Source organism: Aeromicrobium sp. SORGH_AS_0981, from assembly GCF_031453195.1.
Classification (GTDB): Bacteria; Actinomycetota; Actinomycetes; order Propionibacteriales; family Nocardioidaceae; genus Aeromicrobium.
The window spans coordinates 257,030-270,106 of record NZ_JAVIZD010000001.1; the positions used below are offsets into that span (position 1 = coordinate 257,030).

General features: G+C 70.7%; 12 protein-coding genes. All 12 read right to left on the reverse strand.

What is annotated here, in order from left to right; translation table 11 throughout:
* Window positions 1-2 precede the first annotated feature (2 nt).
* Window positions 3-1,196: an elongation factor Tu gene (tuf, locus tag QE370_RS01355; RefSeq protein ID WP_067859832.1), complete on the reverse strand. Its 1,194-nt coding sequence runs from the start codon at window positions 1,194-1,196 to the stop codon at window positions 3-5.
* A gap of 108 nt (window positions 1,197-1,304) precedes the next feature.
* The gene (gene fusA / locus QE370_RS01360; RefSeq protein WP_067859834.1) at window positions 1,305-3,416 is read right to left on the reverse strand and encodes an elongation factor G; all 2,112 of its coding nucleotides are present in this window, start codon (window positions 3,414-3,416) and stop codon (window positions 1,305-1,307) included.
* Between the two features lie 44 nt (window positions 3,417-3,460).
* Entirely contained in the window at window positions 3,461-3,931 is a 471-nt protein-coding gene (gene rpsG / locus QE370_RS01365) for a 30S ribosomal protein S7 (RefSeq protein WP_067859836.1), read from the reverse strand.
* Entirely contained in the window at window positions 3,931-4,305 is a 375-nt protein-coding gene (gene rpsL, locus QE370_RS01370; protein ID WP_067859838.1) for a 30S ribosomal protein S12, read from the reverse strand. Before rpsL ends, rpsG begins: the two co-directional genes overlap by 1 nt.
* A gap of 854 nt (window positions 4,306-5,159) precedes the next feature.
* Window positions 5,160-6,179 carry a class II fructose-bisphosphate aldolase gene (gene fbaA, locus QE370_RS01375; protein WP_309633133.1) on the reverse strand — a complete coding sequence of 340 codons (1,020 nt, stop codon included), beginning with the start codon at window positions 6,177-6,179 and terminating at the stop codon, window positions 5,160-5,162.
* 41 nt (window positions 6,180-6,220) lie between these two features.
* A complete protein-coding gene (locus tag QE370_RS01380; RefSeq protein ID WP_253023926.1) occupies window positions 6,221-7,597 on the reverse strand; it encodes an FAD-dependent oxidoreductase in 1,377 nt (458 codons plus the stop codon).
* 9 nt (window positions 7,598-7,606) lie between these two features.
* Entirely contained in the window at window positions 7,607-8,119 is a 513-nt protein-coding gene (locus QE370_RS01385; protein ID WP_309633134.1) for a GNAT family N-acetyltransferase, read from the reverse strand.
* Complete coding sequence (locus QE370_RS01390) at window positions 8,116-8,745, reverse strand: TrmH family RNA methyltransferase (RefSeq protein ID WP_253023922.1); 630 nt, start codon at window positions 8,743-8,745, stop codon at window positions 8,116-8,118. The genes QE370_RS01385 and QE370_RS01390 overlap by 4 nt, the downstream gene beginning before the upstream one ends.
* The gene (pyrE, locus tag QE370_RS01395; protein ID WP_309633135.1) at window positions 8,742-9,383 is read right to left on the reverse strand and encodes an orotate phosphoribosyltransferase; all 642 of its coding nucleotides are present in this window, start codon (window positions 9,381-9,383) and stop codon (window positions 8,742-8,744) included. The genes QE370_RS01390 and pyrE overlap by 4 nt, the downstream gene beginning before the upstream one ends.
* Window positions 9,384-9,397: 14 nt before the next feature.
* A complete protein-coding gene (locus tag QE370_RS01400; protein WP_309633136.1) occupies window positions 9,398-10,102 on the reverse strand; it encodes a class E sortase in 705 nt (234 codons plus the stop codon).
* Window positions 10,103-10,299: 197 nt separating this feature from the next.
* Complete coding sequence (locus QE370_RS01405) at window positions 10,300-11,553, reverse strand: DUF1501 domain-containing protein (RefSeq protein WP_309633137.1); 1,254 nt, start codon at window positions 11,551-11,553, stop codon at window positions 10,300-10,302.
* Entirely contained in the window at window positions 11,550-13,010 is a 1,461-nt protein-coding gene (locus QE370_RS01410; RefSeq protein WP_309633138.1) for a DUF1800 domain-containing protein, read from the reverse strand. Before QE370_RS01410 ends, QE370_RS01405 begins: the two co-directional genes overlap by 4 nt.
* Window positions 13,011-13,077 lie beyond the last annotated feature (67 nt).

Below are 13,077 nucleotides of genomic sequence, written 5' to 3' on the forward strand. Positions count from 1 at the left end.
GATCACTTGTTGATCTTGGTGACACGGCCGGCGCCGACGGTACGGCCGCCCTCGCGGATGGCGAAGCGCAGGCCCTCCTCCATGGCGATCGGCTGGATGAGCTGGACGCTCATCTCGGTGTTGTCGCCGGGCATGACCATCTCGGTGCCCTCGGGCAGCGTGACGACGCCGGTGACGTCCGTGGTCCGGAAGTAGAACTGCGGACGGTAGTTGTTGAAGAACGGCGTGTGACGGCCACCCTCCTCCTTGGACAGGATGTAGACCTGGCCCTCGAACTCCGTGTGCGGGGTGGTCGAGCCGGGGGCGATGATGACCATGCCGCGCTCGACGTCCTCGCGCTTCGTACCACGGAGCAGGAGGCCGACGTTCTCGCCCGCCTGGCCCTCGTCGAGGAGCTTGCGGAACATCTCGATGCCGGTGACCGTCGTGGTCTGCTTGGTCTCACGGATGCCGACGATGTCGACGGTCTCGTTGACCTTGATGATGCCGCGCTCGATACGACCGGTGATGACGGTGCCACGACCGGTGATCGTGAAGACGTCCTCGACCGGCATGAGGAACGGCTTGTCCGTCTCACGCGGGGGCAGCGGGATGTACTCGTCGACCGCGTTCATGAGCTCGAGGATCGACTCGCCCCACTTGGCGTCACCCTGCAGCGCGGGGTGGGCCGCGACCTTGACGACGGGGACGTTGTCGCCGTCGAACTCCTGGTCGGAGAGCAGCTCACGGACCTCGAGCTCGACGAGCTCCAGGATCTCCTCGTCGTCGACCATGTCGCACTTGTTGAGCGCGACGACCATGGCCGGGACGCCGACCTGGCGGGCCAGGAGGACGTGCTCACGCGTCTGCGGCATGGGGCCGTCGGTGGCGGCGACCACGAGGATCGCGCCGTCCATCTGCGCCGCACCCGTGATCATGTTCTTCACGTAGTCGGCGTGGCCGGGGCAGTCGACGTGGGCGTAGTGACGGTTCTCCGTCTGGTACTCCACGTGCGCGATCGAGATCGTGATGCCGCGCTGACGCTCCTCGGGAGCCTTGTCGATCTGGTCGAAGGCCGAGGCCTCGTTCAGGTCGGGGTACTTGTCGTGCAGCACCTTGGTGATCGCCGCCGTGAGCGTCGTCTTACCGTGGTCGATGTGACCGATGGTGCCGATGTTCATGTGCGGCTTGGTCCGCTCGAACTTCGCCTTAGCCACTGTGGGCTCCTCCTGGGTTGAGTGTTGCGCTGTCTGATGTGGTGCTGGGTCTGAAAGCCGTCGGGTCCCGCTGGGAGACCTAGGCCACCTTACCGATGACGCCGTTGGTTACTCGCCGCGGGCCTTCTTGATGATCTCCTCCGCGACGGCCTTGGGGACCTCGGCATAGGAGTCGAACTGCATCGAGTACGACGCGCGGCCGGAGGTCTTGGACCTCAGGTCGCCCACGTAGCCGAACATCTCCGAGAGCGGGACCAGGGCCTTGATGACCTTGGCTCCGCCGTAGCCCTCCTCCATCGCCTGGACCTGTCCACGGCGGGAGTTGAGGTCGCCGATCACGTCGCCCATGTAGTCCTCGGGCGTCGTGACCTCGACGGCGAACATCGGCTCGAGCAGGGCCGGGTCGGCCTTGCGCGCGGCCTCCTTGAAGGCCATGTTGCCGGCCAGCTTGAACGCCAGCTCGCTGGAGTCGACGTCGTGGTAGGCGCCGTCCTCGAGGGTGAACTTGACGTCGACCATCGGGTAGCCGGCGAGGACGCCGAACTCCATGGCCGCCTGTCCACCGGCGTCGACCGAGGGGATGTACTCCTTCGGCACGCGGCCACCGGTGACCTCGTTGACGAACTCGTAGCCGCCCTCGCCACCGGCGTCGGGGCCGTTGGGGGCCACGCCGATGACGACCTTGGCGAACTGGCCCGAACCACCGGTCTGCTTCTTGTGCGTGTAGCTGTGACCCGTGACGGCGCGCTTGATGGTCTCGCGGTACGCGACCTGCGGCTTGCCGACGTTGGCCTCGACCTTGAACTCGCGCTTCATGCGGTCGACCAGGATGTCGAGGTGCAGCTCGCCCATGCCGGCGATGATCGTCTGACCGGTCTCCTCGTCGGTGTGGACCTGGAACGTCGGGTCCTCCTCGGCGAGCTTCTGGATCGCGACGCCGAGCTTCTCCTGGTCGCTCTTCGTCTTCGGCTCGATGGCGACCTGGATGACCGGGTCGGGGAACGTCATCGACTCGAGGACGATCGGGCTCGCCGAGTCCGCCAGGGTCTCGCCCGTGGTGGTGTCCTTGAGGCCCATGACGGCCACGATCTGGCCGGCGCCGACCGACGCGATCTCCTCACGCTTGTTGGCGTGCATCTGGTAGACCTTGCCGATCCGCTCCTTGCGGCCCTTGGTGACGTTCAGCACCTGGGTGCCCGCCTCCAGACGACCGGAGTAGACGCGCACGAAGGTCAGCTTGCCCAGGTGCGGGTCGGTCGCGATCTTGAACGCCAGACCGGCGAACGGCGCGTCCTCCGACGGCGGACGGGTGGCCTCGACCGACTCGTCCTTCGCGTCGTGGCCCTTGACGTCACCGACGTCGATGGGCGACGGCAGGAAGTCGACGACGGCGTCGAGCAGGGGCTGGACGCCCTTGTTCTTGAACGCCGTGCCGCACAGGACCGGGTTGAGCTGTGCCGCGAGCGTCGCGCGACGGATGGCCGCCTTCAGCTCCTCGACGGAGATGTCCTCGCCCTCGAGGTACTTCTCGGCGATCTCGTCGTCGACGTCGGACAGCGTCTCCAGCAGGGCCTCGCGACCCTCGGCGGCGGCGTCGGCCAGGTCGGCGGGGATGTCCTCGACGGTGTAGTCCTCACCGATCGTGGTCTCGCCGCGCCAGGTGAGCGCGCGCATGCCGACGAGGTCGACGACACCGAGGAAGTCGCTCTCGGCGCCGATCGGGATCTGCAGCACCAGCGGCGTGGCGCCGAGGCGCTCGCGGATGGTCTTGACGCAGAAGTCGAACGAGGCGCCCGTGCGGTCGAGCTTGTTGACGAAGCACATGCGCGGCACGCCGTACTTGTCGGCCTGACGCCACACGGTCTCGGACTGGGGCTCGACACCGGCGACACCGTCGAAGACGGCGACGGCACCGTCGAGGACGCGCAGCGAGCGCTCGACCTCGACCGTGAAGTCGACGTGCCCGGGGGTGTCGATGATGTTGATCTGGTGGTCCTTCCACCAGCAGGTGGTGGCGGCGGACGTGATCGTGATGCCGCGCTCCTGCTCCTGCTCCATCCAGTCCATGGTGGCGCCACCGTCGTGGACCTCACCGATCTTGTACGTGATCCCGGTGTAGAAGAGGATCCGCTCGGTGGTGGTGGTCTTGCCGGCATCGATGTGCGCCATGATGCCGATGTTGCGGACGCGGGTGAGGTCCGTCGTGATGTCGGTTGCCACGGTGAGCTACCAGTTCCTTACGTCGAAGATGGATGCTGCTGGAATCACCAGCGGTAGTGGGCGAAGGCGCGGTTGGCCTCGGCCATCTTGTGCGTGTCCTCGCGCTTCTTGACGCTGCCGCCGAGGCCGTTGCTGGCGTCGAGGAGCTCGTTCATGAGGCGCTCGGCCATGGTCTTCTCGCGACGCTCGCCGGCGTACTTGACCAGCCAGCGCAGCGCGAGGGTGGTCTGACGCGCGGGGCGCACCTCGATCGGGACCTGGTAGGTCGCACCGCCGACACGACGGGACTTGACCTCCAGGGCCGGCTTGACGTTGTCGAGCGCACGCTTGAGCGTGACGACCGGGTCGGTGCCGGACTTGTCGCGGGTGCCCTCGAGCGCGGTGTAGACGATGCGCTGCGCGGTCTGCTTCTTGCCGTCCACGAGGATCTTGTTGATCAGCTGCGTGACGAGCTGGTTGTTGTAGACCGGGTCGGTCTCGGGAATCCGCTTCGGCGCGGGGCCCTTGCGAGGCATCAGCTCTTCTCCTTCTTCGCGCCGTAACGGCTGCGAGCCTGCTTGCGGCCCTTGACACCCTGGGTGTCGAGGGAGCCGCGGACGATCTTGTAGCGCACACCCGGGAGGTCCTTCACACGACCACCACGCACGAGCACGATGGAGTGCTCCTGGAGGTTGTGACCCTCACCGGGGATGTAGGCCGTGACCTCGGTGCCCGAGGACAGGCGCACGCGAGCAACCTTGCGCAGCGCGGAGTTCGGCTTCTTCGGCGTGGTGGTGTACACGCGGGTGCACACACCGCGGCGCTGCGGCGAGCCCTTGAGGGCCGGCGTGCTGGTCTTGGTCACCTTGCTCTGGCGACCCTTGCGGACCAACTGGTTGATCGTGGGCACTACGAACTTCTTTCTTCAGGCGAGAAGGACTCTGAGTCGTGCTGCACTCGCCGCCGGAACTGGTGCGAGGTGGCGGGATGCGCGCAGCGTCCTGGACAATCCAGGCACAGCACTCAACAGTACCTCCCGGCACCAGCCCGGGCAAATTCCGGGGTGCGCGGTCGCCGTCGTCGTGCTGGTGGGCTCGGGCTGTGGTGGGGGTGGGCTGCGGGCGCCTCGGGCTGGCTGAGCGCTCGGCTGCGGCTGCGTCGGTGCGGTTTCCCTCTCGGGTGGGGCTGCGTCGGCACGGCTCGTCGTGGCGGCGGGTTCCGCAAGGGCCTCGACCGGGCGGCTGGCGACCGCGCTGGTCTGGGGTCTCGGGCTGCCGGTTTGTGCCGGGGTGGACGCAGGAACCTGCGTTGGCGCGTCCCATCGGTGGACCTGCCACCTTCTGAGCGCCCTTCAGGTGGTGGATCCACCGCTGAGCGGGTCGGACGGGGCAGTGCTTCTCCCTTCTCGTGGACCGTGCCACGAGAAGGGAGAAGCGCTGCCCACCCCACCCCGAGCGCACCCACGATTCTTCCTTCGTGCGCTGAAGCCCGGATGCTTCTGCGACTGCTACGGGATCCCGGAGCAATCGCAGCATCCTTGGCCCTCCCGCACACGAACGCCGAATCCTGCGTCCACAGCACGGGCCACAGCCCGAGGACCCAGCCCACGGGCCCGCCCGGCCGCCCGGTCGAGGCCCTTGCGGAGGCCACCCCCAGCGCCAGCCGAGGCAGCGCACCAGCAAGTCCGGACGTCCTGCGGCGGCGCACCCCCCGACGTACCGCAGCCCCGACCTCGGCGAGGTCGGGGCTGCGGTGCGGGGTGGCTCAGAGGGTGGTGCCGGCGGAGCGGAGGTTCTGGCAGGCCTCGACGACGCGGGCGGCCATGCCGGCCTCGGCGGCCTTGCCCCAGGCGCGCGGGTCGTAGGCCTTCTTGTTGCCGACCTCGCCGTCGACCTTGAGCACGCCGTCGTAGTTGCTGAACATGTGGTCGGCGACGGGGCGCGTGAACGCGTACTGGGTGTCGGTGTCGACGTTCATCTTGACGACGCCGTAGTCGACGGCGGCGGAGATCTCCTCGGGCAGGGAGCCGGAGCCGCCGTGGAAGACGAAGTCGAACGCGTCCTCCTTGCCGTACTTGGCGGCGACGGCCTCCTGCGCGGCCTTCAGCACCTCGGGGCGCAGCTTGACGTTGCCGGGCTTGTACACGCCGTGCACGTTGCCGAACGTGAGCGCGGTCAGGTAGCGGCCCTTCTCGCCGAGGCCGAGCGCCTCGACCGTGGCCAGGGCGTCCTCGGGGGTCGTGTAGAGGTGCTCGCCCATCCCGCCCTCGACGCCGTCCTCCTCGCCGCCGACGACACCGATCTCGACCTCGAGGATGATGTGCGCGGCAGCGGCCTTGGCGAGCAGCTCCTGCGCGATGACGAGGTTCTCGTCGAGCGGCACGGCCGAGCCGTCCCACATGTGCGACTGGAAGTACGGCAGGCCGCCGCCCTTCACGCGCTCCGTGGAGGCCTCGATGAGCGGGCGGACGAAGCCGTCGAGCTTGTCCTTCGGGCAGTGGTCGGTGTGCAGGGCGACATTGATCGGGTACTTCTTGGCGACCTCGTGCGCGAACGCCGCGAACCCGAGCGAGCCGGAGACCATGTTCTTGACCGTGGGGCCCGAGAAGTAGTCGGCGCCGCCGGTGGAGACCTGGATGATGCCGTCGGACTCGGCCTCGGCGAAGCCGGCGAGGGCGGCGTTGAGCGTCTGCGACGACGACACGTTGATGGCCGGGAAGGCGAACGACTCGCTCTTGGCCTTGTCGAGCATCGCGGCGTAGGTCTCGGGGGTGGCGACGGGCATGGAGTCTCCTTGCAGGGCGGCCGGACGGCGGTGCGCCCAGCCTACTGGTCGAGCTGCTTCACGAGCGCACGGGCGAGGACCTGCACCTGGCTCCACACCGACGAGAACGGCGGCGCGTACGACAGGTCGGTCATGACGAGCTCGTCGACGGTCATCCCCGACCAGAGGGCCATCGCGGCGGTGTCGATGCGCACCGCTCCCCCGCGACCGACGAGCTGCACGCCGAGCAGCCGCCGGGTGCCGCGCTCGGCGAGACCCCAGAGGGTCATCGGCTCCGCGCCGGGGTAGTAGCCGGCGACGGTCGTCGTCTCGACGTCGGCGCTCACGGTGTCCAGGCCCGCGTCGTCGGCCTGGGCGCGGCCGAGGCCGGCGCGGGCGATCTCGAGGTCGCAGAACTTGGTGATGGCGGTCTGCACGACGCCGGGGAAGGTCCGCCCCGACCAGTCCGCACCGAGCGACGCGGCGATCGACTCGCCGGCGACCATGCCCTGCTTGTTCGCGTGCGTGCCGAGGGGCAGGTGGATCAGGGACGACGTGAGCCGGTCGTGGGTGACGACGCAGTCACCCGCCGACCACACGTCGGCGACGAGCGAGCCGTCGGGCGCGAGCACGCGCTGCTGGTCGTCGGTGACGATGCCGTCCTTCGTGCCGAGGTCGGCGACGTCGGCGAGCAGCTCGCTGCGGGGGACGACGCCGAAGGCCGCCACGACGAGGTCGGCCGCGAACGTGTCCTCGTCGGTGCGCACGGCGGTCACCGCACCGTCGTCGCCGACGTCGAAGCCGGTGACCGCGGCCTCGGTGACCATGTGCGCACCCTTCTCGCGCATCGCGTCGGCGATGACCTCGCCGATCTCGTCCTCGACGATGGGCAGCGGTGTCGACTCGCGCTCGACGACCGTCACGTCGAGTCCTCGTGCCAGGCAGGCCTCGGCCATCTCGATGCCGATGTAGCCGCTGCCGACGACGACGGCCCGCCGGGCGCCGGCGTGGATGCGGTCGATGACCTGCTGGCCGTCGACGAGGTCCTTGACGCTCATGACGCCGGGCGCGTGGACGCCCGGGAGGTCCGGCCGGATCGAGCCGGCCCCCGTCGCGACGAGCAGGCGGTCGTAGCCGAGCGTGTGCTCGCCCGCCAGGTCGCGGTAGCGCACCTCGTGGGCGTCGACGTCGACCGCCACCACCTCGCTGCCGAGGCGCACGTCGATGCCGCGCTCGCGGTGCTCCTCGGGCGAGCGGGCCACGAGGCCGTCCGGTCCGTCGATCTCGCCGGCCACCCAGTAGGGCACGCCGCACGCGGAGTAGGACGTGTGGTGGCCCCGCTCGAGGACGACGACCTCGACGTCCGGGAGGAGGCGGTGGACGGCGGACGCGCCGGTCATCCCGGCCGCGTCACCCCCGACGACGACGACGCGAGTCATGGCTCGAGCCTAAAGTCGGTCCGCGTCGTCCGCAGTCCCGAACGCCTTCTCGAACCAGTGCCGGGCGTGGGGGTTGTCGTTGTAGCGCTCGATCTCCGCGTACCCGGCGGAGCGGTACAGGGTCAGGGCGGCGACGAGCTGGTCGTTGGTGTCGAGCCGCACGCGCCGGTAGCCGAGGGCGCGGGCGTGCTCCTCGAGCCTCGCCAGCAGCCGACGCCCCAGGCCGGTGCCGCGCGCCCGCGCGTCGACCCACATGCGCTTCACCTCGGCCGACCCGTCGCCGAGGTCGCGCAGCGCCCCGCAGCCGAGCACCTCGCCGTCGAGCTCGCCGCCCCCGGCCGTGGCGAGCAGGAAGACGCCCGTCGGCTCGCGGTAGGGGTCGAGGTCGTCGGGCCCCGGCGCGTAGCCGTCCGCGAGGGTGGCGTCGACCTCGCCCAGGTACGACGTCAGCGCGGCGTGGGCGCGCGGGTCGTCGGGGTCGACGACGTCGAGGCGGACGGACGGGACGGTGGGGGCGGTCAAGGCGACTCCTCGGCGTGCTCACGGATCCAGGCGTGCATGGCGATGGCGGCGGCCGCTCCGGCGTTGATCGAGCGGGTCGAGCCGAACTGGGCGATGGAGAGGGTGGTGGCGCAGGCCTCGCGGGCAGCGTCGCTCAGGCCGGGGCCCTCCTGGCCGAAGAGCAGGACGCAGGCACGCGGCAGCGAGGTCGTCTCGAGCGGCACCGCACCGGGCAGGTTGTCGACGCCCAGCAGCGGCAGGCCACGCGTCGCCGCCCAGGAGGCGAGGTCGGCTGCGTCGGCGTGGTGCTCGACGTGCAGGTAGCGGTCGGTGACCATCGCGCCCCGACGGTTCCACCGACGCCGGCCGACGACGTGGACGGCCGCGACGTTGAACGCGTTCGCCGTGCGCACGACGGAGCCGATGTTGAAGTCGTGCTGCCAGTTCTCGACGGCCACGTGCAACGGGTGACGACGGGTGTCGAGGTCGGCGACGATCGCGTCGACGGTCCAGTAGCGGTAGCGGTCGACCACGTTGCGGCGGTCGCCGTCGGCGAGCAGCGCAGGGTCGAGGCGTGGGTCGTCGGGGACGGGTCCCACCCAGGGGCCGACGCCGACCTCGTCGCTGCGCTCGTGCTGCTCGCTCACGCGCCGTACTGGTCGCGGTACGCCCGGGCCGCCTGCAGGTGCTCGGCGTGCCGGCCGGACTCCTCGAGGTACTCGATGACGTGGTCGAAGGTCACGATCGCCTCGACCGGGACGCCGAGGTCGCGGCGCACCTCGTCGACCGCCGACAGCTCGCCCGTGCCGCGCTCCTGGCGGTCGACGGCGACGACGATGCCGGCCAGCTCGGCGCCGGCGGCCTCCACGATCGGCACGACCTCGCGGATCGCCTTGCCCGAGGTGATGACGTCGTCGACGAGCAGCACCCGGCCGCGCAGCGGGGCGCCGACCACGACACCGCCCTCCCCGTGGTCCTTCGCCTCCTTGCGGTTGAAGCTCCAGGGGACGTCGCGGTCGTGCGCCTCGGCGAGCTGCACGGCCGTGGCCGCCGCGATCGGGATGCCCTTGTAGGCGGGGCCGAGCAGGACGTCGAACGCCGGGGCACGCTCGGTGATCGCCGCGGCGTAGAAGCGTCCGAGACCCGCGAGCCGGGCGCCGGTGTCGAAGCCGCCGGCGTTGAAGAAGTAGGGCGACGTGCGGCCGGACTTCAGCGTGAACGAGCCGAAGCGCAGGACGTCGTGACCGATCGCGAACTCGACGAACGCGCGCTGGTAGTCGTGCATCGGGGCAGGGGCTCCTAGGCGCTGGGAAGCGGGATCTTGCGCTCCGGGTCCGACTTGTCGACGATCCGGACGAGGTCGCCGACCACGACGTTGCGGTTGTCGGTGTGGAACAGCTCCGAGCAGGTGAGCATGGTCAGGACGTTCTTGGTGGGCGGCTCGCCGCGCAGCGCCGGGTCGGGCACCTGCTGCAGCGGCCAGCCCTCGGTGAAGTCGACCGTGATCGAGTCGCCCGCGTTGCGCAGGACGTAGGTGAAGACGGCCGTGCGCGTCTCGACGTACACGCGGTCGCCCTTGCGCAGCTTGAGGAAGTCGCGGAACGGCTCGCCGTGCGTGACCCGGTGGCCGGCGATGGCGAAGTTGCCGAGCTCGCCCGGCAGGTCGCCCTTGGGGTAGAAGCCGACGCCCTTCGCGAGCGAGCCGGGGTCGAAGCCCTTGACGATGGGGACCTCGTAGTCCTTGCCGAAGCGGGGCACGCGCAGCAGACCGATGTTCTTGCCGTCGGTGCCGTTCTTCCAGTCCTCGGAGATCGCCTCGCGCACCTGGGCCTGCTGCTGCTTGGAGACGATGTTGGTGCCCCAGTACTGCCAGGCGACGTAGCCGAGCACGCTCAGCCCGGCGAGCACGAGGACGAGGCCGATCGCCCCGACGACCGAGAACCGGCGCCGCGGACCCCGACGTCCACCGCCGGGGGCGGGGCGCGGAGGGGCCACGGTGCTCATGTCGGAGATTGTGTCATCCCCTGCCTGATGCCCCGACCGATCGTCGATGTGACCCACATCTCAGCCCGCGAGCGGACATTTCTGGCCGTTCCGGTGGAGACGCTCGCGGCGCGTGCCTATAGTGAAGTCGCTGCCCCGCCGTTTCACCCCCCGAGAACGGCGGGGCAGCTTCATGCCTCCACGCCTCGACGCTGCCCTCAGGCCATGATGCCGAGCGGCCGCTGCACCAGCCCCGGGAAGACCGCGGAGACGTCGACCTCCGGGAAGCGCGAGCGCAGCACCTCGGCCACGACGTCGCGGTAGTCGGTGGTGACGGCCAGGTCGCCGTCGACCTGCTGCTCCGTGCCGAGCCCGGGCCACCGGGCGTGCACGCGACCGCCCCTGACTCCCGCGCCCATGAGCAGGGCGCAGCTGCCGTACCCGTGGTCGACGCCGTTGGCGCCGTTCTCGCGCAGCCGACGTCCGAACTCGCTCATCGTCACGAGCGTGACGCGGTCGGCCGCCGGCCCGAGGTCGGTGAAGAACGCGGCCAGGTTCGTGGCGAGCTCCTCGATGCGGGCCGCCACGTTCCAGCGCAGACCGATGTGGTGGTCCCACCCGCCGGCGTCGATGGCGATGGCGCGCACGCCGAGGCCCGATGTGACGAGGCCGGCGGCGTGCGTCATGGCGCGGCCCGTGTCGCCGGAGGCGTAGCGCGCACCGTTGGCGGGCGGTCTCCGCGCGGCGTCGGCGATGCTGCGGGTGCGTCGGGACAGGGTGTAGGCGTCGAGTCCCGCGGAGCCGACGACGCCGCCACGGCGGCCGTAGGTCGTCTGCAGGAAGCTGCCCAGGGCGCCGCTCAGCCGCGCGTCGTCGGCGAACGGCAGACCGAGGTCGTCGACCGTCTCGGTGGCGACGGCCGGCGCGGGACCGAGCAGCGACGTCGGCATGGTCGTGCTGCCGAGCTGCATCGCGTCGAGCACGTCGGGCTGCGTGCCGAGCCCGGTGATCATGCGGTTGATCCAGCCCACGCGGGCGCTGCTGCCGGGGTCGGCGTCCTCGAGCTCCTCCATCGCCTCGAAGTGGCTGCGGTTGGGGGCCGGGAGCCCGACGGCGTGCACCGCGGCGAGGCTGCCGGCCTGCCACCAGCGCGACAGCGGCGCGAACTTCGGGTGCAGGCCGAACGTGGCGTCGGCGTGCAGCAGCTCGGTGGCCTTGAGCGCCGTGGTCGGGCGGGCGGCGTGGTAGGCCGCCTCCGCGTGCGGCACCACCATCGACAGGCCGTCGGCCCCACCGCGCAGCGACAGCACGACGAGGACGTTCCCGCCGGTGGCGCCGTAGACGGCCGACGTCAGGACGTCGCCGACCATCGACGTGACGACCCCGCCGAGCCCGAGGGCCGCGCCGGAGGCGAGGAGCGAGCGTCGGGTGAGGCCGTAGTCGACGCACCCGCAGTCGTCGGTGCCGGTCATCGCAGCATCCCCTCCGGGGTGTTGAGCACGGTGCCGCGGATGAGGGTCAGGTGCCAGCCCGACACGTCGGCCACGGTCTTGTAGACCGACCCCGAGGCACGGTTGAGCATGGTCGCGACCGCGGCCTGGGTGGTGGCGTCGGCGGGTCGGCCCACGAGCAGCCGCGACTGGTGGTCGACGATCTCCGCGAGCGTGCGCGGGAAGGCGGTCGGGAGCACCGAGGCGGGGGCGGGGAACGCCTGTCCGTCGGCGGAGTTCCAGCGCCCCGCCAGGCTGTAGTGCTGGTTCCAGGCGCCGAGCATGCGCGACGGCGAGGCCCACCTCGTGGACCCTTCCGGGTAGCCGTCGGGGCGCGGCCAGCCGTACGGCTCCTGGCCGAGGCGGCCCGCGGCCCACACGAGGTTGGCGGGGAACGCGTCCTTGCCCCGGAAGCGGACCGGGCGGATGCCGAGCGCCCGCACCGACGCCACGACGTCCTCGACCGGCGCCCGCAGCGTGCGGCGCCGGGCCGCGAGGAACTCCGGGTGGGTCCGGAGCGCCTTGAGCGTCGCGCGGACGTCGCTGCGCGAGGCCCGGTAGGCGGCGGTCACGCTGCGCACGAGCGACGGCGACGGGTCGTCGCCGACGAGCCGGACGCACAGCCGGCGCGCCACCCGCTCGGCGGTGGCGGGGTGCAGCGCCAGGTGGTCGAGGTAGGCCGCCAGGGCCGGTCGACCGTCGGCGGCGGCGTTCGCGTGGGTGAAGCCGAGCACGCGCACGCGACCCGTCCAGTGGTCCTCCGGCGCGTAGGAGGCCGCGAAGGTGTCGAACACCTTGACCTTGTGACCCGTGAGCAGACGGGCGGAGTCCTTCACGTCGTCCTCGGTGTAGCCCGACGCGCGCCCGACCGTGTACAGCTCGAGGAGCTCACGGCCGAGGTTCTCGTTGATGCCGCGCTTGGTGTTGAGGTCGTTGTTGAGCCAGCCCGACATGGCCGGGTGCACGACCGCCGCGCGCAGCAGCTGCCGGTAGCTCGTCAGGGCGAGGCCGCGCAGGGTCTGGTCGTAGTGGAAGCGCCACGGGAAGCTGCGGTCGTGGCCGACCGGCACGTACAGCAGGTTCGACCACACGTCGTGCAGCACCTCCTGCAGCTGCCGGCGCGTGAGGATCTTCTGCACCATCGAGTACTGCGCGAGGTCGAAGCCGTACTGCCAGGCGCCCGACCGTCCGGACTTGACCTCGGCCCAGGCCTTCGCGGGCGTGTGCCCGAGCCGCGGCCACCAGGTGTGCACGGTGGCGGACGGGTCGGCGACCGACGTCGGGGTCAGCTGCGTCGCGAACCAGCGCTCGGCGCCCCCGGCCGCGCGCACCGCGGCGGTGAGCTGCTCGTCGACGCCGAAGGAGAAGCGGGTCACGAGGTGACGGTCGCGCTCGGTCAGCGTGTACGGCCGCACCGACGCGGAGATGCGCGTGGCCATGGTCCCCCTCTCCCTCGGACGTCGAGGACGTCCGACCCGGACCGGCTCCCCCCGGTCCGCGGGCCGC

Bases quoted from the DNA above. Each gene is read 5' to 3' on its own strand.
- rpsG (WP_067859836.1), bottom strand. From the start codon at position 3,931: ATGCCTCGCAAGGGCCCCGCGCCGAAGCGGATTCCCGAGACCGACCCG.
- QE370_RS01380 (WP_253023926.1), bottom strand. From the start codon at position 7,597: ATGACTCGCGTCGTCGTCGTCGGGGGTGACGCGGCCGGGATGACCGGC.
- fbaA (WP_309633133.1), bottom strand. From the start codon at position 6,179: ATGCCCGTCGCCACCCCCGAGACCTACGCCGCGATGCTCGACAAGGCC.
- QE370_RS01400 (WP_309633136.1), bottom strand. From the start codon at position 10,102: ATGAGCACCGTGGCCCCTCCGCGCCCCGCCCCCGGCGGTGGACGTCGG.
- pyrE (WP_309633135.1), bottom strand. From the start codon at position 9,383: ATGCACGACTACCAGCGCGCGTTCGTCGAGTTCGCGATCGGTCACGAC.
- QE370_RS01405 (WP_309633137.1), bottom strand. From the start codon at position 11,553: ATGACCGGCACCGACGACTGCGGGTGCGTCGACTACGGCCTCACCCGA.
- QE370_RS01410 (WP_309633138.1), bottom strand. From the start codon at position 13,010: ATGGCCACGCGCATCTCCGCGTCGGTGCGGCCGTACACGCTGACCGAG.